General features: G+C 69.7%; 13 protein-coding genes. 8 read left to right on the top strand and 5 right to left on the bottom strand.

The genetic code is table 11. From position 1 onward, the window contains the following. Positions 1 to 2,046 carry an alpha-1,4-glucan--maltose-1-phosphate maltosyltransferase gene (locus JNB_RS06650; RefSeq protein WP_009775660.1) on the bottom strand — a complete coding sequence of 682 codons (2,046 nt, stop codon included), beginning with the start codon at positions 2,044 to 2,046 and terminating at the stop codon, positions 1 to 3. Between the two features lie 112 nt (positions 2,047 to 2,158). On the opposite strand from JNB_RS06650, the gene glgP reads away from it, so the two are divergent. The 7 genes from glgP (at position 2,159) to JNB_RS06615 (ending at position 16,865) form a co-directional block, all read left to right on the top strand. Next, positions 2,159 to 4,759, top strand: coding sequence for an alpha-glucan family phosphorylase (glgP, locus tag JNB_RS06645; RefSeq protein WP_009775659.1), 2,601 nt, complete (start codon positions 2,159 to 2,161; stop codon positions 4,757 to 4,759). A 445-nt stretch (positions 4,760 to 5,204) separates the two neighbouring features. Further along, complete coding sequence (locus tag JNB_RS20360; RefSeq protein ID WP_009775658.1) at positions 5,205 to 7,340, top strand: TIGR02466 family protein; 2,136 nt, start codon at positions 5,205 to 5,207, stop codon at positions 7,338 to 7,340. Positions 7,341 to 7,358: 18 nt separating this feature from the next. After that, positions 7,359 to 7,973 (top strand): hypothetical protein, encoded by a 615-nt coding sequence (locus JNB_RS06635; protein WP_009775657.1) that lies wholly within the window; start codon positions 7,359 to 7,361, stop codon positions 7,971 to 7,973. A gap of 5 nt (positions 7,974 to 7,978) precedes the next feature. Continuing rightward, positions 7,979 to 8,641 carry a hypothetical protein gene (locus tag JNB_RS06630; RefSeq protein ID WP_009775656.1) on the top strand — a complete coding sequence of 221 codons (663 nt, stop codon included), beginning with the start codon at positions 7,979 to 7,981 and terminating at the stop codon, positions 8,639 to 8,641. A gap of 15 nt (positions 8,642 to 8,656) precedes the next feature. Next, positions 8,657 to 9,406, top strand: a complete 750-nt coding sequence (locus tag JNB_RS21465) for a hypothetical protein (protein ID WP_009775655.1) — start codon at positions 8,657 to 8,659, stop codon at positions 9,404 to 9,406. A gap of 4 nt (positions 9,407 to 9,410) precedes the next feature. Beyond that, positions 9,411 to 12,293, top strand: a complete 2,883-nt coding sequence (locus JNB_RS06620) for a pentapeptide repeat-containing protein (protein ID WP_009775654.1) — start codon at positions 9,411 to 9,413, stop codon at positions 12,291 to 12,293. Between the two features lie 42 nt (positions 12,294 to 12,335). Then, entirely contained in the window at positions 12,336 to 16,865 is a 4,530-nt protein-coding gene (locus tag JNB_RS06615) for a hypothetical protein (protein ID WP_009775653.1), read from the top strand. A gap of 7 nt (positions 16,866 to 16,872) precedes the next feature. Here the strand turns inward: JNB_RS06615 and JNB_RS20355 are convergent, their stop codons facing one another. Together JNB_RS20355 and JNB_RS20350 are read right to left on the bottom strand one after the other, a co-directional pair. Next, positions 16,873 to 17,100, bottom strand: coding sequence for a hypothetical protein (locus tag JNB_RS20355; RefSeq protein ID WP_009775652.1), 228 nt, complete (start codon positions 17,098 to 17,100; stop codon positions 16,873 to 16,875). Continuing rightward, positions 17,097 to 17,468, bottom strand: coding sequence for a hypothetical protein (locus JNB_RS20350; RefSeq protein ID WP_009775651.1), 372 nt, complete (start codon positions 17,466 to 17,468; stop codon positions 17,097 to 17,099). The genes JNB_RS20355 and JNB_RS20350 overlap by 4 nt, the downstream gene beginning before the upstream one ends. Positions 17,469 to 17,602: 134 nt before the next feature. On the opposite strand from JNB_RS20350, the gene JNB_RS20345 reads away from it, so the two are divergent. Then, complete coding sequence (locus JNB_RS20345; protein ID WP_083784421.1) at positions 17,603 to 19,273, top strand: serine/threonine-protein kinase; 1,671 nt, start codon at positions 17,603 to 17,605, stop codon at positions 19,271 to 19,273. A 23-nt stretch (positions 19,274 to 19,296) separates the two neighbouring features. Here JNB_RS20345 and JNB_RS06600 read toward each other — a convergent pair whose 3' ends face one another. Together JNB_RS06600 and JNB_RS06595 are read right to left on the bottom strand one after the other, a co-directional pair. After that, positions 19,297 to 21,417, bottom strand: a complete 2,121-nt coding sequence (locus tag JNB_RS06600; RefSeq protein WP_009775649.1) for a transglutaminase-like domain-containing protein — start codon at positions 21,415 to 21,417, stop codon at positions 19,297 to 19,299. Further along, the gene (locus JNB_RS06595) at positions 21,414 to 22,574 is read right to left on the bottom strand and encodes a DUF58 domain-containing protein (RefSeq protein ID WP_050766587.1); all 1,161 of its coding nucleotides are present in this window, start codon (positions 22,572 to 22,574) and stop codon (positions 21,414 to 21,416) included. The genes JNB_RS06600 and JNB_RS06595 overlap by 4 nt, the downstream gene beginning before the upstream one ends.

Here is a 22,574-nt window from a genome sequence, read left to right as displayed (position 1 = left end):
TCAGTACCTCTTCAGTTCGATGATGTGGACCGGCTCGTGGTCGGGGCCGAGTTGGACGGTGACCTCGCGCAGGAAGTCCCACCACGTGTCCGTGATGAGGTCGTGCGCGCGGAATCCCTCGTCGGGGTGCAGACCGAGGGCGGACATGTCGAAGACGACGCGGCTCCAGCGGGTGCTGTGCGGGTCGAGGTTGGCGATGACGATGACGACGTCCTCGTGCGCTGGCGTGCCTGTGGCTGCGTCTGCTGGCACGGCACGGCGCTTGCTGAACGCCATGATGTTCTCGTCGTCGGCGTGGTGGAACGTGATGTTGCGCAGCCAGTGCAGCGACGAGTGCTCGCGGCGAATCTCGTTGAGTCGGCGCAGGTACCAGGCCAGCGACTGCCCCTCGCGGGCGCCGCCGGGCTCGAAGTCCTCCCAGCGCCGGTTGCGGTACTGGTACTTCTCGTTGTCGATCTGCTCCTCGGCGCCTGGGCGGGCGACATGCTCCATGAGCTCGTAGCCGGTGTAGATGCCGTAGGTCGGGACGAGCGTGCCGGCCAGTGCCGCGCGCAGCTTCCACGCCGCCGGTCCACCGAACTGCATGTAGGGCGTGAGGATGTCGTGCGTCGTCGGCCAGAAGCTCGGCCGCATGTAGTGGGCCGTCTCCGTGGCGAGCTCGGTGACGTACTCCTGCAGGTCCGGCTTGGTGTTGCGCCAGGCGTAGTAGGTGTAGCTCTGCTGGAAGCCCGCCTTGGCGAGGGTGCGCATCATGGCCGGCTTCGTGAACGCCTCGGACAGCCAGATGATGTCGGGGTGGTCGATGGCTACGTCCTGAATCAGCCACTGCCAGAACTCAACTGGCTTCGTGTGCGGGTTGTCGACGCGGAAGAGCGTGACGCCGTGGTCGATCCAGACCTGGATCATCCGGCGCATCTCGGCGTAGGCCCCGGCCGGGTCGTTGTCGAAGTTCAGGGGGTAGATGTCCTGGTACTTCTTCGGCGGGTTCTCGGCGAACGCGATCGTCCCGTCGGCGCGCGTCGTGAACCACTCGGGGTGCTCGGCGACCCACGGGTGGTCGGGGGAGCACTGCAGTGCGATGTCCATCGCGACCTCGAGACCGAGGCGGCGGGCCTCGGCGACGAAGAAGTCGAAGTCCTCGAAGGTGCCGAGGTCCGGGTGGATCGCGTCGTGCCCACCGTCGGGGGAGCCGATCGCGTAGGGGCTGCCTGGGTCCTCGGGCCCCGCGTCGAGCGTGTTGTTGGGCCCCTTCTTGGCGGCCTGCCCGATGGGGTGGATCGGCGTGAGGTAGATGACGTCGAAGCCCATCCCGGCAACGGCGGTGAGGCGCTTGGCGGCCGTGCGCAGGGTGCCCGAGCGCCACGTGTGCGTCTCTTCGTCGTAGAGCGCCCCTTCGCTGCGGGGGAAGAACTCGTACCAGGCGCCCGAGAGGGCGAGCTGACGCTCGACGAGCAGGGGGTATGCCGTGGTCGGGCTGATGTGGTCCCTCACCGGAGTGGTGGTCAGCTCGTCGTGCACGGGTCCGTGGGTGACGGAGGAGAGGCGCACCTGCGGCGGGCGGGTCTCGTCGCGCAGGGCGGCGGCGCCAGCGACGAGGGCAGCTCGACCGGTGGCGGTGCGCTCCTCGGACTCGGCGGCGCGATCGAGGAGGAGGGCGCCCTCGGCGAGCATGAGGTCGGTGTCGACGTCGGCCTGGATCTTGACCGTCGCGTCGTGCTCCCAGGTGCCGAACGGATCGGACCATCCTTCGATTCGGAAGGTCCACAGTCCGGGGCTGTCGGCGTGGACGACGGCTTCCCACGTGTTGAGACCGGGGTTGGTGCAGACCATCTGGGTGACGTGGTCGACGCCCTCAGGATCGGTGAGGACGACCGAGGCGCTGACGGCGTCATGCCCCTCACGCACGACCGTCGCCTCGACCAGGAAGGTCTCGCCCACCACGGACTTCGTGGGGCGGGCGCCCCCATCAACGAGTGGGGACACGTCGAGGACGGGGATCCGTCCGATCGGGGTCTGGGGCGGGGTGCTGAGCGGCGTCGCGGTCACACGGTGACGCTATCGTCCCGAGGCCCTTCACCACGAGTCATCGCCGCACGTCAGGGGCCCATGTGAGTAAACGTTTCCGCCACGCCGACCTGTGACCCTAGGATGACGCCTCGTGAAGGCCATCCGTCGGTTCAGTGTCCGCCCCGTTCTGCCCACCCGCATCGCCGCGCTCGGCGACCTCGCGATGAATCTGCGCTGGAGCTGGCACCCGCCGCTGCGCGACCTTTTCGAGAGCATCGACCCCGAGCGGTGGGCCAGCGTGGGCTCGGACCCCGTGGCCATGCTGTCGGCGACGCCGGTGGAGGAGCTCGACCGGCTCGCCGCCGACGACACCTTCGTCGCGCGGGTCGAGGACGCCAAGCGCGGCTTGGACGACTACCTCGGTCAGGACCGCTGGTACCAGCAATGGGCCACCGAGCAGGGTGAGGCCGGTGCCCCTGCGGCCATCGCCTACTTCAGCCCTGAGTTCGGCATCGCCGCCGCCCTGCCGCAGTACTCCGGTGGCCTGGGCATCCTCGCCGGTGACCACCTCAAGGCGGCCTCCGACATCGGCCTGCCCATCGTCGGCGTCGGCCTCTTCTACAAGACCGGCTACTTCCGCCAGAGCTTCAACCGTGACGGCTGGCAGCAGGAGGACTACCCCGTCCTCGACCCCGATGGCCTGCCCCTGGCGCTCCTTCGCGAAGAGGACGGCACGCCCAGCGTCATCCTCATCAAGCTCCCCGGCGGCCGCGAGCTGCGCGCCCAGGTGTGGCGTGCCCAGGTCGGACGCGTCCCGCTGCTCCTCCTTGACTCCGACATCCCCGGCAACGACGACGCCGCCCGCGCCGTGACCGAGCGCCTCTACGGTGGCGGCGGCGAGCAGCGACTCCAGCAGGAGATGCTCCTCGGCGTCGGTGGCGTCCGGGCACTGCGCCTGTGGTCGCGACTCACGGGTGCACCCACCCCGGACGTCTACCACTCCAACGAGGGCCACGCCGGCTTCCTCGCGATCGAGCGCATCAGTGAGCTCGTGACCAGTGCTGGCCTCACCTTCGACGAGGCCCTCGAGGCCGTGCGCGGTGCGACCGTCTTCACGACGCACACGCCGGTGCCTGCTGGCATCGACCGCTTCGAGCGACGGCTCATCGAGATCTACTTCGGTGGCGACCTCGCTCCGGCCGGCGTGCCGCTGGACCGCCTGCTCTCCCTCGGTGCCGAGACCTATGAGGGCGGTGACGCGTCGATGTTCAACATGGCCGTCCTCGGCCTGCGCATCGCCCAGCGCGCCAACGGTGTCTCCAAGCTGCACGGTGTGGTGAGCCGGGACATGTTCGACGGTCTCTTCCCGGGGTTCGACGCCGACGAGGTGCCGATCACGAGCATTACCAACGGTGTTCACGGCCCGACCTGGGTCGACCGCAAGGTCTACGAGCTCGCCGCGCGCCACTCCGACGACGTCACCATCGACACCACGGTTCTCGACAGCGAGGCCTCGTGGAACGCCATGGCCGACCTGCCCCGCGACGAGGTCTGGGCCGTGAAGCGTCAGCTGCGTGAGCAGCTCGTCGTCGAGGCACGGGCCCGCATGCGCGCCTCGTGGATCAAGCGCGGCGCGTCCTCGGCCGAGCTGGGCTGGACCGACGAGATCCTCGACCCCGACGTCCTCACGATCGGCTTCGCCCGCCGCGTCCCGACCTACAAGCGGCTCACGCTCATGCTGCGTGACCCCGCCCGCCTCAAGAAGCTGCTGCTCGACCCCGAGCGTCCGATCCAGATCGTCATCGCCGGCAAGTCCCACCCGGCCGACGAGACTGGCAAGCAGCTCATCCAGCAGATGATCAAGTTCACCGACGACCCCGAGGTGCGTCACCGCATCGCGTTCCTCCCGAACTACGACATCGCGATGGCCCAGCACCTCTACCCGGGCTGCGACGTGTGGCTGAACAACCCGCTGCGTCCGTTCGAGGCCTCCGGGACGTCGGGCATGAAGGCGGCCCTCAACGGCGCCCTCAACCTCTCGATCCTCGACGGCTGGTGGGACGAGTGGTTCGACGGCAACAACGGCTGGGCCATCCCGACCGCCGACGGTGTCGAGGACCCCGAGCGCCGCGACGACATCGAGGCCAACGCGCTCTACGACCTCATCGAGAACCAGGTCGCGCCGCGCTTCTATGACGTCGATGGCGACGACCTGCCGCAGAACTGGCTCGCGATGGTCATGCACACGGTCTCGACCCTCGGTCCCAAGGTGCGCGCGAGCCGCATGGTCCGCGAATACACCGAGCGCCTCTACGTCCCGGCGGCCCGTTCCGGTTGGGCACTCAAGCACGACGACTACGCCGGCGCTCGCGACCTCGCGGCATACACATCCCGGGTCAAGGCGGCCTGGCCCAAGGTGAGCGTCGACCACATCGAGTCCTCGGGTGTCGGAGACAGCCCCGAGATCGGCGAGACGCTGCACGTCAACGCCTACGTCTCGCTCGACGGCCTCGCTCCCGAGGACGTGGAGGTGCAGGTCGCGCACGGTCGGACCAACCATCGCGGCGACGACCTGCACGACATCACGACGATGGCGTTGGATCACACCGAGACCTATGAGCACGGTCGTCACCAGTTCTCCGGCGACCTCACGCTCAACACGAGTGGGGCGTTCGGCTACACCGTGCGCGTCCTGCCAAAGCACGCGGGCCTCGCCGCCCCCGCGAGCCTCGGACTCGTCGCCACCGCCTGAAATCTTGAGTCATTGCCCTTCTGGGGCACGGCAGCGTTGGCCCACGGCTACGCAGTTGTGTCCCAGGAGGGCAATTTTTTGTCCCGGGTGAGCTGACCGAGTCGGGCGCGCGCTGCGGCCTGTGGGGGGCCAATGACGTTGTGGCAGTGGGGTTTGGCGGATCAGCCGGGCGACGGCTGGCCCATCGAGGGCCGTGGGTTTCGACGATTTACTTGCGCGGAAGAAGCAGGAGCAATAGTCTGACTGATTGTTCAGGAATGTCCGGGGACCGGCACCTGAACGGCTTCGGGAAAGCAATCTCCACCCGTCCTTCCGGGCTCCGTTGTGGGTTTTCGGAAATCGCGACGCATTCATGCGCCCGCCCTTGCTTGCGTCAATTCACACAGTGAATTCTGCCATTTCTTTGTGCCCGGAATTCGCCCCTGTGCAAGGTGTGAGGAGTTCCATGGCTCTGGACACGTGGTTCCCGCTCGCTGTGCACCATGAGGACCTCGACCTCGCCCCGGAGACCCTCGAGCGGCTCGTCCTGGCTGCCCTCTCCCTCGCCGGCCGCACACCCGCCGAAGGCGCTGCCTGGACGGGTGACATCGACGGGGTCGACACCCTGCACCACGATCCCGATTTCGACGAGCTGACGGCAGCCGTGGCCGCCGGGGTATGGGCCTACCTTGCCGAGCTCGGCCACCCCACCCACGAGCTCGACCTCCTCGTCCAGCGCGCGTGGCCGGTTGTCGCGGCGCCGGGGTCGCGGGTGGCGCCGCACGTCCACCCCACGGCCCATGTGAGCGCGGTGGTCCATCTGCGAGCGCCCGGACCGGGCGGGGAGCTGAGCTTTGCCAACACCGGTCACCCCAACGAGCTGGCGACCGGCGCCGGGGCGGGTGCGGCATCGGGTCAGGGGCCACTCAGCCATGGCAGTGCGGTCTACCAAGCCGTCGCGGGACGGCTGCTCGTCTTCCCTGCGAAGCAGCGTCACGAGGTGCTGCCCCACGGCGGGGCGGAGGCACGCGTGTCTGTCTCCTACGACCTGGTCGTGAGCTCGAGGGCCGACCTGCCCGGGGGAGTCCACGAGTTCGACATGCCGCCGCCGGACCGGTGGCGTCGGCTGCCCAGGCCGGCGGTCGAGGAGCAGGCCGTCGCCGGGGGCCGGGTCGAGCTGGCCGCACTGAGCCGGGGTCCGCGCAGGGCACGCCACGCGTTCGTCGATCCCCGGGGCCACCTGCTCTGGTCGGTGACCCGTCGGGACGAGGTGCTGAGCCGCCGGGTGACTTCTGCGGCGCTCGCCGCGGTGAGCGCCCTGCCCGTCGATGAGCTGTCGGATGACTCGTCCACCGACGCGGAGTCGGGCTCGTCGAACCTCCTCGAGGCCTTCCGGTGCGTCGTCGACGTCGTCGACGAGGTGCTGACGACACGGGGGATCGCGACGATGGGGGCCCTCGTCGAGCCGCCAGCCGTGGTGACGGTGGACGAGGAGAAGCAGGGTGCCCGTGCCGGGACCGACCTCGTGGCCTGGGTGCGACTGGACGAGGGTGGGGAGTGCCACCTCGCAGTCGGTGACGGCGACGACGCCGAGCAGTGGGAACTGGCCCCGCGTTGTGTGCTGGTCTGCGGGGGATACCTCACGAGTCGCCTCGTCGGGCGGGGGACCGTGATGCGGGTCGGGATCGACGTGCCGTCGTTGGCACGCACCGGGGCGGCGTCCTCGACGTGCGGTGCATCGATGTCGGACGTGGCGGCGTTCTTCATGGCCACCGCCCTGCCACTGTCCGCCCCACGTCCGAGCGCTTCCGTGGTCGGGGCTGCTGCCCGGGCACACGGGGAAACACCCGCCGACACCGCGGACACCTCCGACGCAGCTGGCCCAGCTGGCTCCGTCGGTGCCGCCGGGAGGGCCGACGAGGGACGCGTCCTTCGCGAGATCTCCGCCAGGCTGCTCGACCGCTCGGAGGAGCTGGCGACCCTGCGGGCCGAGGAGATCGAGGCGCTCACCGCGCTCTCGGCCGCCACCGCTGCAGCCATCGGACCGGTGGGGACGCGCGGGGTCGAGCCGACGGGCAGCGACGACGTGACCCGGACGTCGGTCCTGGAGGACTGGGAGTGCGAGACCCTCGTGCACCGGGCCCGTGAACGGCTCAGCGGGCTCGTGATCGACTCGGTGGACGGTCGACCCGAGTACCAGGTCGACTTCGGGCTCGACGAGCTCGAGGCGGTCCTGGGAGAGAGCGTCACCCGGCGCCTGCAGGGCGCCGCACCCGATCACGCCGTGCCGCGGGGAGTGTTCGTGCGTCATTTCTCCGAGCGCACGAGACCCTTCATCCCGTTCCACCCCGACGACAGTCACTGGACCGTCAACGTGCCGCTCGAGGACCCCGACCAGACCTCCGGGGGCGAGTTGGTCATGTTGCTCGATGGCGGGTTGCGCGTGGTCGAGCGGCGGCGTGGCTGGGCCATCAGCCATCCCGGGGCCCTCATCCACGGAGTCCGCCGCGTCACGCACGGTGACCGCTGGTCCCTCATCGCGTTCTACGAGGACGCCCGTCAGCCAGCTCCCGCTCTCTCACCCACACCATCCATCACCTGACACCACCGAGGAGCGTCCATGCCACTCAGCGACCTCACCGACTCACAGCAGGCGGCCTTTCGAGCACGACTCGCGCAGGCGGGGATCGAGCCCGCCGACGTCGCGGCCCTGGTGGGCCCCGACACGCATCCGGGCCAGCTGGTGGCCAGTCCCGACCCGGACGTGTCCACGATTCGACCTCACCTCATGACGGTCAAGGACGTCGGCACGCTCAAGGAACTGGCCGGCATACCGGACAGTCATTACACGAGCGGACTCATGGAAGAGCACCACCGCATCCCCGACGAATGGCCTGGTGAGCGCAGCCAGCTGACCCGTAAGGAGGCGAGCGCCGAGGAACTCGCCGAGATCCATCACGCGCACCTCGTCTGGCTCTATGGCAACTCGAGTCGGGTCGAGAGCTACCGCGACGTGATCAACGCGATGGACTACCCGAAGGTGATTCCGGTCTTCGCTGCCGAGGAGCTGGTCATCACCACGGCGAACAGCCCCTACGTCATCACGGCCGAGAGCGGGCACATCTACGGTCTGGTGACGATCTATGCCGGAGGATCGATCAAGTTCGAGGGCAACGTCGACTTCCACTGCCAGAAGATGATCAAGTCCGACGCACCCGGACCCGGGGCGAGCTGAGCGCCATGTCCGACAACACGATCAGCAACACTGGTCCGGACGGCAAGGACAATGCCGCGGCACCGGCGCCTCCGCTGCCCGCGAGCATCGACCCCGTTCAGGCAGCGCAGGGGACACCCGGGGTGGAGGGCAAGAAGAGCTGCTCGGTGCAGCCCGGCCAGGGCAACCCAGGAGTCCACGGGAACACCGGGATCAAGGGCCAGGACGGAGGCACTCCGGGCAATGGCAACCAGATCAAGATCGACCTTGCCGTGATGGAGGGCCACTACGTCCTCACGGTCAAGGGCGGCAACGCGGGCAACGGCGGTCCGGGTGGCACGGGCGGGACCGGCCAGGACGGTGGTCCTCCGGGCAGCAAACCCTCGGACTGCTCGGCGAACGCAAGCGGCCCTGCTGGGCCCGGTGGGAAGGGCGGGACCGGGGGAGACGGTCCGGACGGTGGTGATGCCGGCGACATCTACATCACCTTCGCCCAGGGCAGCCCCACCTTCGCAGCCACGATCCAACCCGGCACCGGAGGGTCCAGCGGGAACCCGGGCGCCGGCGGTGCGCCAGGTGCGGGCACGGGCGGCGGCGGGTCCCTCGGCGGCGGGGACTACGGCCACAAGGGCGTTGCGGGCAAGGGCGGCCAGTTCTTCCTCAACGGCAAAAAACAGAACCCGAGCTGACGAGAGGACGAGGCGATGACCGTGACGGCGACATTGATGTTCTGCGGGGCCGACGGCCCGGATGCGGTCCAGCCCGACCCCATCCCCACCGGCAAGGACGGGCCACCCCTCGGCCCGGCAGGCAACGGGGAGCCGGGCAAGGCCGACCTCTTCGGCATCAAGTGCGAGCACCCGGCAGGTCCCGGACTCCCCGGGATCGACGGTGGCACGGCGCCACCGGCGAACTCGGGCGTCAACGGCGAGAGCGCCCCCGGTGGCAGGTTCACGTGCGACGAGTTCGTCGGTGCCTCACTGGACGTGTGGAACCACGGCGGCAACGGCGGCAAGGGCGCCACCGCCGGGACGGGTGGCAACGGCAGCCCCGGAGGGAACGCGGGCAAGCAACCCAAGGCCTGTCGGGACGTCATCGCCGGAGGTTCCGGCGGGCGCGGCGGGATGGGCGGCCGAGCGGGCAGCGGAGGCAACGCCGGCTCAGGCGGCAACCTCACCGTGGTTCTGGGTTCGGGCCTGCCGAGCAGCCTGGTCTCGGTCGACAGCAGGGCGGGCCGGGCTGGTGACGAGGGCCAACCCGGCGGCGCCGGCACTCCCGGAGCCAGCGGTCACAAGAGTGACGGGACCCTGGCACCTCCCGCCGGCCAGCTCGGACCCGGCCACGCCGGGCTTCCCGGCAAGGCTGGCCAGTCGGGGTCGATGTCCCTGAAGAGCGACTCCTCCATGGGTCCCACGGCGATCCTCATCACCATCCTGCCGCTGCAGCACGGCTGAGGCCGTGTTCCTCGGGAAGTGGGTCCTCGGTCAGGGGTCGACCCACGTCCTCGTCGACCCGGTGTCGGGCGTGTTGCGGGCCGGCGCCCCACCGAGCGATCACAGCGACCGCTTCAACGGCGATGGCACGGACCCGGCGTTCCGGCTCCGGAGCGGACTCGACGGTCGCTGGGTCGTGGGCACCGGGACGACCTACGCAGCGACCGCGGGCACCCCGGACGCGGCCAACTGGTTCACGCTCCGCAGCGCCGGGGTGGGGGCGGCCGTCCTCGTCGTCGACCTCGGCCGGGACCGCGACCACCCGACGAACCTGGTGTGGAGCGTCGTCGCGGGTGGTGTCGTCCCGGTCGACGGAGCCGCGCCGACCGCGTCGTCCCAGTTCGACCAGAGCGTCGTCACGGTCGGCCTCACGCAGATCCTGGCCCAGGGGATCACGAACGAGCCGGACCTCTCGTGGGCAGACCTGCACGGCACCGACTTCGCCGCGGCCAAACAGCTCATCGACCTCAGCAAGAGCGACCTCACCGGAGCCGACCTGTCGGGGGTGACGTTCTCCTCGGGCACCGGCTTCCAGAAGGCCAGGGCGACGGGCCTCGACCTGCGACACGCCACCATGCCGCACGCCATCCTCGGCGAAGCCACACTGAAGCAGGCGCATTTCGACGACGCCAAGCTCGTGGGCGTCGACCTCTCCGGAGCCGACTGCACGGGTGCCACCTTCGCCCGCGCCGACCTGACCGACTCGACGAACCTGGCCCACGCGGTGTTCGCGGGCGCCGTGATGACCGATGCGATCCTGGTCCGGGCAGCGAACATCTACCAGACGAGCTTCGTGGGTGCCACGCTCACCCGGGTCGACTTCACCGGCTCCTCCGTGACCGGGAAGATGGACATCTCCGGCGCGGACCTCACCGGTGCCACCCTCAACAACCCCGATGGGGGCGGGCTGGACATCTATCCGGGCAACCTCGTCATCAATGCGCAGACGAAGTTTCCCCGCGCCAGGATCCAACGGCTCGATCTCAGTGGCTACGACCTGCGCACGATCAACTTCTCGGGCGCCGATCTCACGGGCTGTGTGCTGGACCAGAGCAAGCTCGACGGCGCCAACCTCGGCTTCGCGGTGCTCGACCACACCACCATCACCGGTGGTGTGGGCATGCACGGGACCAACCTGTCGAGTGCCAGCCTGCGCCGGGCGGACCTGACCGGGGCGCAGCTCGGCGCCGTCGGTGAGGTCTTCCGCGTGGGGTCGGACCAGCCGACGTATGCCGCCTTCCGAGCGGCGCTCGACTCCGCCGATGCGGCCGTGGTCACCGAGACCTTCGCCACGGCAAAGCACCCACTCACGGCACCGTTCGCCGTGCGGCAGTCGACGTTCGCGCCCGACCGTGCGTGGTCGGTGCAGGGCGGCGGAGTGGAGCAGACCTACTTGGTGTTCCTCGAGTCGATGACTCCCGGGAGTGCGGCGAAGTCCCTCACCGTCTACCAACCGACCCTGCCGGCGGTGCTGACGAACGCCTTCCTCGTCGACGTCGACCTCAAGAGTGCAAACCTCTTCGGCGTGCGCGCGTCGGGTGCGCAGCTCTATGCCACCCAGGGGCGCACCGTGAACCTCAACAAGGCCATCATCGAGGGGCTCCAGGCCAACAACGCCAACCTCGGTCTGGTGGACCTCAGCCAGGCGTCCCTGACGGGGGTCAACTTCGACTACGCCGTCCTCACGGGCGCCAAGTTCATCGGTGCGACCGTGTCGGTGGACTCCACGGGCGGCCAGCCGTCGTTCAACGGTGCCAACCTCCAGGGGGCCGACTTCACCGGGGCCACCCTGCGTGACGTCATCCTGTCCAACGCCGCGGTGGCGGTGGCCGATCCCTCGGATGCCAAAGCAGCTGCCGGCGTGTGGCTGTTCAGCCTCCCACCGGACCAGGCCGTCATCGCCGTCCCGGAGCTGCAGGCAGCCACCAAGGGTTTCACCGTGCCCACCGCAGTCCTGCCGCAGATGCAGGCGACCGGCGCCGTGCCGATCGGGGTGGCGACGTCGTTCAAGAAGGCCGGCATCACCCTGTCCGGCTCGGCACTGCTGGCGGTGCTCACCATCGGTGTCTACTGGCGGGTGACCGACGGATCGAACTCGTGGGTCGTGTTCCGCACCGTCGACAACGACTACAGTCCGGCGCTCGGAGTGGCGAGCGGAACGGCATACACCGTTTCTGCGTCGTTCTTCCTCCCGCTCAGCCTCATGAGCGCCTGCGGCAACGGGGCAGTCGCGGCGAGCATCCGGAGCGCCTTCGAGAAGGCGGGACACCCCCTCGCCGCGACCGCGACGATGACGACGGACATGACGCCCGAGTCCTGGCAGGTCATCGACGGGGCGACGACCTACACGCTGTGGCTGTCGTTCTCGTCGTCCGTGCGCGGTGTCGACACGACGATCACCGTGCGCTCGGCCCTCGCCACGGTCGTCTCCCTCTTCGGCGGCTCGTCGGTTCCTCTCAGCGCGATTGCCACCGTGACGTCGTTGCGCACGAAGGGCTGGCGGATCTCGAACGACGCCGAGGACCCGTTCAGCAGCGCGCGCGGCTACATCGAGTTCACCGCGCTCCCGTCAGCCGACGGCGGGCTCGACGTCTACGGACGCATGATCCGGATCGTCCGGTCGTCGGGGCCGGGCCAGGAGGAGTTCGTCAACGTCCCCTGCGCGATCACGATCCTGCCCTCGAGCGTGCTGTCGCCGGGCACCAGCACGATCTGCCCCAATGGCGCCCCGGTGTCGGCCAACACCTCGAGCGGCCTGCCCTATGACCAGTGGATGTGGGCCCGCTTCCTGTCCCGACCGCCATTCTGCGTCCCCGACCCCGACGGCAACTTCATCTGCCCGATCTGAACCGCACCCGGACCGCACCAGGACCCCATCCCAGGAGAGATCATGACCGTCCAGCCGAGCACCCTGCACTTCGACCTCTCCGCCCACTCGTCCGAGCTCGAGTACCGCCTCCTGTGCGGCGTGCCCGGTGGTGTGCCGCTGCGGCGCTATGCGGACGAGCCGTCCAAGCTCGACGAGCACCGGTCCACCAATGCGGCGCTGGCCCTGGTGCAGGAGGACCAGCTCACCCAGATGACCCACTTCGTCGAGGAGGCGCCCCTGCTGGTGCGGGGGGTGGCGATGCATCGAGTCGTCTTCCCGTCCCTCGATGAGCACCCGCTCCCGGAGATCGCGATGGCCTTCATGCACGTGGGCCGCCAGGACGTCGAGGACGCACTGCACCGTATGCCGGGCTATCGCGACCGCGGCCGGCATCACCTTGCGCTCGCGAGCTACGGGGTCGAGCGCGAGGCGACGTTCGACAACTACCACGGGGTCCACCTCGCGGCGACCGCGGTGAAGCCGCCGCACGTCACGGCGCAGTCGATCGTCATGCAGCACCCCGAGATCGGCACCGTCAACGGGATGGTGGCGCAGTACGTCCTCGACACCTACGTCAGTGAGGGGATCTCCTTCCAGGACCTCGTGACCTACCTCCAGGAGAACGGCCCGAACAGCGAAAGCTGCTGGTACAACAAGTCGTGGGTCTCGTGGTCGCAGAACCCTGACGGCACAGGGCCGCTCGTGCCTGCGGAGGCCAACACGGAGCTGGTCTACAAGAACGGCGAGAAGATCACCACGTGGCACACACCTCCGGGCTCGAACGCTCCGGGCCTGGCCACCTACGACCTCACCGACGAGTACGACCCGCCCGCCGGCAACTCATCGGACCTCGGAGTCATCGGAGCGGCGACGGCGGTCGTCTCCGACGTGTTGCGGGCCACGAAGGACGACTCGGCCCTGCGCGGACTGATGTGGACCCAGCCGACCGGCACCACCGAGCGCACTGCCACTGCCCCTGCGACGCCTGCGCCGATGCCCGCGCCGATGCCCGTGGCGACCCCCGCTCCCACGCCCGCGCCGCAGCTGCGCCCCGACCTGCGAGGTGGACGCCCGGGACCGCTGGCCGCCGTCGCCCCGGCCGTCGCCGCCGCCACGAGTGCGGGTGCGCTCTCGTCATCGGCCAGCGCGTTCGGCGTCAAGAACGTCACGTCGACCTACGGCCTGTGGTTGTACGACACGGAGCTGACCTGGGACGACGACAAGAAGATGCTGACGATCCCGGTGAAGAACTGGCCGTCGCGCTACCTCGGGCTCTACGTCTCCTTCCTGCGGTCCGACGGCACCGCCATCAGCAGGGCAAAGATCACGGCGACCAACCCCAAGGACCCGAGCAAGCCCTTCACGTGGGAGGACCGGCTGCCGCTCGAGATGGTGCGCGGCTTCGTCGAGCCCAGTGACACCAAGAACTACCTCGGCTTCTCGTCGGCGGGCTCGGCCCTGTTCGGAGCGCCGACACCCTTCCTCACCCAGCGCACCGAACTGTCCTTTTTGTGGCCCGACGACGCCACACATGCCGCCATCCTGCTCGGTGGCCTCGGCTGCGCGTCGGGGTTCACGGACTGGGACAGCGACGTCGACATCGTTGGCGTCCTGGCGACGGGCATCGTCTGCTACGGCATCGGTGCGATCGCGATGCTGGCGCAGGTCTACATCATCAACCCCTTCATCAAGTGGCTCCAGGAGGAGTGGGGCGTGGGGTTCTTCGCCGTGGCCGGCTGTCTGGGGGCGGCGGGCATCGTCACCGGTGCGGGCACGTTCGACTCGAGCTTCGGCAAGATGGTGCTGTCCAAGCTCGCGGGGATCGCCACCGGCGTCGTGTTCGGCAAGATCATGGAGCGCCTCATCGTCATGGGCGCCAAGGCCGCCATCAAGGGGCTGACAGAGGCCACGGCCGAGTTCGTCGCCGAGATGACCGCCGAGGAGGCGCTGGAGCAGGTCCCCGTGGCGGGCTGGGCCCTCAAGGTGGTGAGCATCGCTGCCTCCCTGGCCTCGCTCACGGCGACGACGGTCGAGTGCGTGCTGTCTCCGGCGACCTACCAGCTCGATGTCCTGCGCACCATGGACCTGCAGGTCACGGTCAGCCCCGATCCCAAGCACGGCACCAAGAACCAGAAGCCGGTGTGGCCGTTGGTGAGCGACCACTACGTCGTGCGCGTCACCTATCCCGCGGCCCCCGGTCAGGGCGGCGGCACGACCTACACGCTCGCCGGGCCGATGCCCGCTGTCCACGACGAGCCGATCGTCGTGACCTTCACGCACATCCCCGCCGGGGGCAAGGTCGAGGTCACCGCGGGCCTCTACTCCGACACCAACTGGCTGTGCGGTCAGTGGTCCAGTGGGTGGGTCAGCGCCGTCCCGACGAGCGGCGACTCCATCTCGGTCGAGGGCGCCATCACCGAGGTGCTCGTGCCGCTCACCCCGACGACGACCTACAGCCAGAAGCAGGCGCTCACGTATGCCGGCGGAACCCACGTCTGGAGGGTCACGCGGTTCAGCCTGAAGGCGGCGCTCGCGTCCGGGCTCGACGCCGGCGGGAGCCCCTCGGCAGACCTCGTCGCCGCCTTTGCCGCAGAGGGGAACCCGCTCGCCGCGACAGCGAAGATCACCGTGGTGACGCCACACTCCTCGTGGACCATCAGCGACACCACGACCGGCGCGGCCTTCTCGGTGGCGCTCGCCCCGATCCCGGACAGCACCGACTCGGAGCTCAAGGTGGTCGACACCCAGCACGAGGTGCCCCCACTGCCAGCCACCTATCCGCTGCCCAAGGGGCCCACCGGTCACCACCTCGGTTTCCTGCAGAACATCGTCCACAACAACACGGCCTACCAGCTGGGCTACGCCTGGATGGCCAGCGGGCAGAACCTGCCGCTCGATCACGGCGACCAGCCGCAGGACGTCCCCATGTATGCGATGCAGAGCATCTCGACCCTCGCCCGACCCGAGGACCTCATCTTCGAGCCGACCCGTGGCTTCAGCCTTCCGACCCTCATCGCCTACGACCAGTTCGGACTCACCGAGCTCTTTCCCCTGCCTTCCGCGATGGCCGGCGAACTGGTCGCCGGCCCCGTCCCGCCCGACGTCGCCCATGAGTTCGCCGGCTTCGGTCGCACCCTGCCGAGCAGCAGCCAGGTGGCAGTCGTCACCGCGGGGTCGGCCTGGACCATCGGCGTGGCCGGTCAGAGCCCGCTCTACGAGCTCGACCTGGTCACCGTCACCGACCCGGTTGCGGCGGCGAAGGACCCGAAGACCACCGCCACGACGAGCCACATCGCCGTCTACGCCTACCCCGTGCCCGGCCTCGACAACTTCTATCTCGACCCGCGCTCTCACACGGCGGCGAACCCCGTGTTCTACCTGCGCGGCGTCGACCTGGACCAGGGCCTCGGCACGCACACGTTCGACTACGAAGGGACCACGGCCTGGGGTCGGTTCATGAACGCCGGGAACCTGCAGGGCCTCACGGTCCACCCTCAGGGCTACGTCGTTGGCGTCGACTACGTCAACCACAAGCTCTACTGCCTCAAGCTCCCCGCGGCCGCCCTGCCGAGCGACGACGCGCCCTGCGCCATGCCGCTCGCCGGGGAGGGGGTGCGGGAGGGTCTCATGCAGAACCCACAGGCCCTGACGATCACGGCTGACGGGCGCATCCTCGTGCTCGAGGAGGGCAACCGCCGCATCCAGGCCTTCGACGTCATGGGCAACCCCGTCGCCTGCTTCTCCGTGGGTCAACCGCACTTCCTCATCGGGACGCAGTTCGTCAAGGACCTCGATGCTCACGAGGCGCCGCCGGCTCTCGTCCAGGCCTTCCAGGCCGGGGCCAAGGCACCCTCCGCGCCCAAGTTCGCGGTCAAGGACCCGGCCCCCGTGGTCGCCCACCTCGATGCGGGCGTGGTGGATGCCACCCTCATCGACGCGCTCACCCGCGCCGGTTTCGGGTCGACGGGAAACCAACCGGATGCGTACTCGGTGCTCACCACGACGGCCGGGCACCTCTGGTTGCTCACCGACACGACGTCGGGCCTGGTCCTCGATCTCCGTCTGGAGAGCGACGAGTACGGCGTTCCCTACCTCGACGCCTACATCGCGCCGACGCTCATCGTGACACTCGAGAGCGTGGGTGCTTCGTGGCTCGTGGAGGACACGACGAACTTCACCCGCCATCACATCACCAAGCCGCCCAACGGAGATCTCGTCGTGCAGCAGGTGGTCTCCTACCTGCCACTGCGGGAGGCGGCGAGCACTGGCGTGACCTACCTCGACGTCGCGACCGAGTCCAAGGGCTACATCTACGTCCTGCTCGTCAAGCAGGAGTCGGGTGCGCCGACGTTCTACCTCGACATCCACAGCCCGGACGGCAGCGTGCTGCTCACCGAGCCACAGTCCGGTGTCAACGCCGAGCGGCTGACGGTCGACCAGTGGCGCTCGATGTTCACCCTGGGCTTCGACGTCATCTCGGGCCCCAACGGACGCACCGAACCCGGCGTCAGCGAGTGGATGCCGTCGACACCCACCCCTGCCGGCAAATGAGCGCGGCTCACCAGATGAAGCGCGGCAGCACCCACAGGACGAAGCCCAGGACGATCGGCAGCGCCAACGCGGCCGAACCGTGCTTCTGCAGGGGCTCGTGCTCGACCCACGACCCGGTCGCGCGGCGCATCCGACGGGCCGCGAGCACCATCCCCGCTCCCAGGCTGGTGACGAGCAACCCCAGGCCGACGAGCTGGAGCGCGCCGTAGGCACCCACGGACGTCGTGCCGATCATGCGCCGTCCACCTCGACGCCCACGACGTCACCGTCGGGCTGCGAGAGCATCGCGCCGTCGTGCACCTGGGCGTCGTCGAGCGCGTCGGAGTCGCCGTCGGGGAGGGAGACCTCGTGGGCGCGACCCGAGGTCGGTCGCAGGTCCCAGTCGTCTCCGGCGCTGCGCCACGTGTTGCGCGGTCCGTCGATCGTGACGTCCTCACGGACGAGGCACATGCCCTGATGGTCGGCGCCGCAGAAGCGTTGGTCGTCGAGCACGCTGCCCCATCGCCACGCGCCGACGCTGTTGAGGCCCGTGAGCAGCCCGGCGAGCAGCAGTGCGACGCCGAGGGGCAGCAGCACCAACGGCCGTGACACGAACTTGCCCATCGCCGGTCAGCCGGCGTCGTCGGATGTGGTGAGCTGCGGTGGTCGCGCCATGGACGTCAAACTACGACACGAACTCCCTGCCATGTATGCCGTGAGTGAGCAGACGTGACCACCTCCCAGTGCATGATGTGGTCATGACTGAGGGGGACGCGGGCGCGAACGTGCCAGACAGTGCGTGGGCACCTCCCACGCCGTCGGCGGCTGACCCGGGGATGGGGCTGCCCGGCTACAGCGACTTCGTCGAGATTGCCCGCGGCGGTGACAGCGTCGTCTACCGGGCCCGCCAGAACGCCCTCGACCGCCTCGTCGCCGTCAAGACGGTCGACATCGCCGAGACCTCGGGCGGTGCCCGCTTCACCCGCGAGCTCGAGATCACTCTCGGCCTGGGCCGTCAGCACCCGCACATCGTCACGGTGATCGACACCGGGACGACATCCGACGGGCGCGCCGCGATCGTCATGGAGTACCACGAGCTCGGGTCGCTGCACGATCGACTCGTCGCGACGGGACCGCTGCCCGTCACCGACGTCATCAAGGCGGCCGCTGCCGTGGCTGACGCTCTGGACTTCGCGCACAGCCAAGGCATCCTCCACCGCGACGTCAAGCCCCAGAACGTGCTGGTCCTGCCCACGTCGTACGTCCTCGCCGACTTCGGCATTGCGCGCATGGCCGACGCGGGACACACCGCGTCGCTCGAACGCTTCTCGTACCGCCATGCCTCACCGCAGGTTCTCGACGGCGTGCCGCCCACCGAGGCCGACGACATCTGGTCGCTCGGGTCGACCCTGTTCACGCTGCTCGACGGGCGGGCTCCTTTCGGCGCGGAGGACCCTGCCGACGACACCGCGCTCGCCTACCTGGGGCGGGTGCGCCGGGGCGAGCGTCGAGCCCTGCGCCGTGACGACCTGCCTGCTCGACTGGCCGCGCTCGTCGACGCCTGCCTGGCGCCGGCACCTGAGCAGCGTCCGTCGATGGCGCACCTTCGTCATGAGGTCGCGGCGCTGGCCGGGGAGCAGTGGGCGTGGCAGCCCGGGGGCGCACCGGTCGTCTCGACGGGTCAGGACGCCGCGCCGACGCCCACACCGCCGGCGCCCACCCCGACCCCGGTCGCGCCCGAACCTCCCGTGCCTTCCGTGCCCGACCCCACGCCTCCGGTTTCCACACCAGAGACCCTCGTCGCCGCTGTGGCTCCCTCCACCTCCGCGGTGGCGCACTTCGACCCGACCCCGTCGCATGGGGCCAGCCAGGCCGACGCCGAACCCACCGGACTCGTCCCGCAGGCCGACACGCAGGCCGCGGCCGAAGAGGACGAACCGCGGGCGAGAACGCTGCGCCGACTCATCGCCGTCATCGCCGTGGCCGTGCTCGTCGGCCTGACCGTCGGTGTGCTCGTCAAGGTCGCCGGGTCCTCCGAGGATCCCGTGGGCAACGCGTCGACCCCCACGAAGGCGGCGCCGGTTCCGACGGCTTCCGGCACGCCGACCGGAGCCACCGTCACGGCCAAGCCCTACGACATCGGCAACCCCAAGCTGGCGCCCGCCGACGTGCAGATCGAGGACCGGGGATCCTCTGTGCTGCTGCGCTGGACCGACCCGACCAAGGGCGCCGCGACCTTCGTCATCGTCGACGCCACGACCGATGCCAACAAGGCCGTCCAGCAGGTTGCGTCGGGCACCACGAGCACCACGGTGGAAGGCATCGACCCAACGGCTCGCGAAGTCTGCTTCCAGGTCGCAGCGATCGTCGTGCAGTCAGGCGTTCAGGACTCCGGCGCCAGTCGCAAGGTCTGCCGCCAGCGCGACTGAGTCGTGGGCACGCGAGGTGTCGTTCAGCCGCGTGGACGTCCGCGACGCAGGACCCGCGGGTCGCACCACCAGATCGCCCGCCGCCACCAGGGCGCCGCCCGTCGGATCGCGGTGGTGATCGCGACGGCCTGCTGCCAGGAGTCGTCACCATCCGTGATCGAGGACCCTTCGGGTGCGTATGCCGCGTGCTCGGCTCGCACGAGCAGCTCGCCTGCCGATTCGGCCACGCTGGGGTGTTCGCCGGCCACGCGCCCCGCGATCACCGTCGCCGACTCTGGGGGAGCAGGCGGCGTGCCGGCCAGGACGAGTGCATCGATCTGCTGTTGCCAGGCGCCGATGGCACCCATCCGACGCAGCCGCACTCGTCGGCGCTGCCGAGCGATGCCCAGGGCGATGACGAGCAGCAGGGCGATCAGGACGACGGCGCCACTGACCAGGAGGGCCCGATCCTGGGTGGAGAGTTCGCTGAGGCGGCTCTCCGGGCCCCGCTGCGCGTTGGGGTTGACCGTGTCGTCGCCGTTCTCATCGTCGGCGTCGGCCGATTCGCCGAGGCGATCGAGCACCTGCTGACGGGGGGCGCTGCGCGCGCTTCCCTCTTGCGTCGGCGTCGGGTCGAAGGGCACCCAGCCGACCCCGGAGAAGTAGACCTCGGGCCAGGCCTGCACCGTGCCGCCGGTGAGGGTCACCGGTGTGGTCGCGCCCTCGGGGAGCTGAAGCCCCACGACGAGGCGGGAGGGGAGCCCCACCGACCGCGCGAGGAGGACGTAGGACGCGGCGAACTGCTCGCTGGTGCCCACCGACGATCCGGCGGCCGGGAAGAGGAACTGCTCGAGGTGGGCGTAGGACGACCCACTGGGGGCCTTGGGGCTGAACCTGCGCCCGGACCGCACGAGCTCCTCGAGGGCGACGGCCTGTTCGAGCCGGGTCGTGGCCCTGGCCACGCCACTTCGCGCATAGGTGGCGAACGCAGCAGGCATCTGAGGGGTCCGCAGATAGCGACTCGCCACATCGGCTGCGGGCACGGCCGCGCCGGCAAGGACCGCATCATCGGCAGCGGCGACCTGCCCGGCGAGGTGGTAGCGCTGGTCCTCGCGCAGGCCCTTCAGCGCCACGACGGCACCGGAGTCGGCATCGACTCGCACCTCATCGAGGTCGATCGCCGTGGGGCTGCCCGCCGAGGGCACCCAGCCACCGCTGAGGGCAATCACGCGAACGCGCAGGTCATAGGCCAGCGTGCTCGGGCCCGTCGGCAGGTCGGCCACGGGTGCAGCACCGGGCACCGTGAAGCGTCCGTTGTTCGACCACGAGGCCCCTTCGAAGTCGGGGAGAACGGCCAGCGTGAGGCGAGCGGGAGGTCGTCCGGTCACCTCGATGAGGGGAAGGTCGGTCTGGTCGGCCCACACGCCGAGCATGGGCAGCGGGCTGAGCACCTGCGTGTCCTGACGGGGAGTGGTGACGAGGGAACGGGGGTCGAAGGCATCCGGCCGCACGGACCCCAGCCCGGCCAGAGGTGCGACGAGCAGCGCAGTTGCGACCGAGGCGACCAGGGCCGTGACGGTGGCGCGCAGGGGCCGTCGCGCAGAGACGGATCCGCCGGCCGCGGACGCCGGGGCGTCGCGGGGGAGCAGGATCCACCCCACCGCGGTCACCAGGACGAGCGCCAGAGCCACGAGGCCATGGGAGTCGGTCCTCCCCGCCGTGAGCAGCGCTGCCAGCAGATAGATCAGGCCAGCTGCGGCAGGCGCCACGGCCGCCGCGGTGGCCCGGGGTCGTACCTCGGCGAGACACGCCACGACGGCGGCGACGAAGACGACGGCCACGACGGGCGCCAGCGTCTCAGGGGTCGCTGGAGCAGGGCGCGGGGCGGTCAGCAGGCGCGGGAGGGCGTCGAGAACATTGGGGACGACGAGCGAGAGGGCGACCGAGGTCAGCACTGTCACAGCGAGGGCGACGGTCCATCGGGGAAGCCTCAGGCGGGCTGTCGCGAGGGCCAGAATCGCCGCGAGCAGGACGGCACCCAGCGACATCGGAACGGTCGCCGGGAGCGCAAGGGTGCGGCCGGCATACGCCGGAGAAAAGACCGTGGAGGCGAGGGCGACGAGGGCGCCGGCCCAGACCACCCGCACGACGATGGCCCGGGTCATGACGTCACCGAGTCCCACGCGGCGAGGACGTCCGTGGCGCGCGCACCGCTGAGGGTCGCTGCACCTGCGGACCACGAAATGCCCTGTGTCGCAGTCGGATCGATGAGCAGCAGGGTGGGACGGAGGGAGCCGGCGAGGGTGGCGAGTCGGGAGCGGTCGCTGTGTCGGCTGCCCACCACTGCGAGTACGTCGGTGTCGTGCAGTGCAGGTGGTGACCCCGTTGTCGACGGGGGCTGAGACGCGAGGTCGCACAGGGCGACGAGGGCCGGTTCGAGGACGGCTGCCGGGTTGACGGCGATGCCGATTCCGGCTGCCAGGTCGATGTCGATGCCGCCGCGGGCCGAGGTGAGGCGACAGGGGTGCCCTGCTGCGACGGCGGCCCGCAGGATGCTGGCAGCCACGTCGGCCATCTCGTCGAGATCACCGTCGGCGACGAGGGCCGCGGGGGTGTCGTCGACGAGGACGGTGAGGTGGGCGCGCGACGGATCACTGTCCTCGCGGATCATGAGCGTGCCGGTGCGGGCCGTCGTCGCCCAGTGGAGTCGGCGCAGGTCGTCACCGGGGACGTATTCGCGCAGCCCGGTGAGGTCGGTGCCGCCGCGCTCGACCCGTTCGTCGGCGCCGACGTGTCCACGGGTCACGCCGGTGGGCACGCCATGGCACGGCAGGAGCCTCGGCGTGACGAGGAGGTCCCGGGTGTCTCCGACTTGGCCTGCGCGCAGCCACAGACCGCCAAATCCGTTGCGCCGCAGGGCCATTGGTCCGATGGTGAGGCGACCAACACGAGCGGTGGGCAGCGGGAACGCCACTGTGCGCGACTCGCCGGCAGGCAGCCAGGGCACGTCGACCGGCACCTCGACGGAGGTGTCTCCGCCGCTCACCCAGTCGGTGGCGTCGAGGCTCGTCCCGAAGCGGGCCGAGCCGTTGTGCACCGTCAGCTGCCCTTCGCAGGCATCGCCGCGCGACACCCGCGACGGGGAAACGACCCGGTCGACGGACAGGGGGAGTGGAAGCAGGACACTGACAAGGCTCACGAGCACGAGCACGAGGAACCCCGCCCCGAGGCCGCGCACCGTCGGGTAGCCGGCCCACATGCCGGCAACGAGGAGCACCGCGCCGGTGATCACCGCGACGACCCCACGGACAGTGGGCCGCAC

It is taken from the genome of Janibacter sp. HTCC2649 (assembly GCF_000152705.1).
Lineage (GTDB): Bacteria > Actinomycetota > Actinomycetes > Actinomycetales > Dermatophilaceae > Knoellia.
Note: the sequence above shows the minus strand (reverse complement) of the source record. Positions and strands in the feature narration are given on the sequence as shown.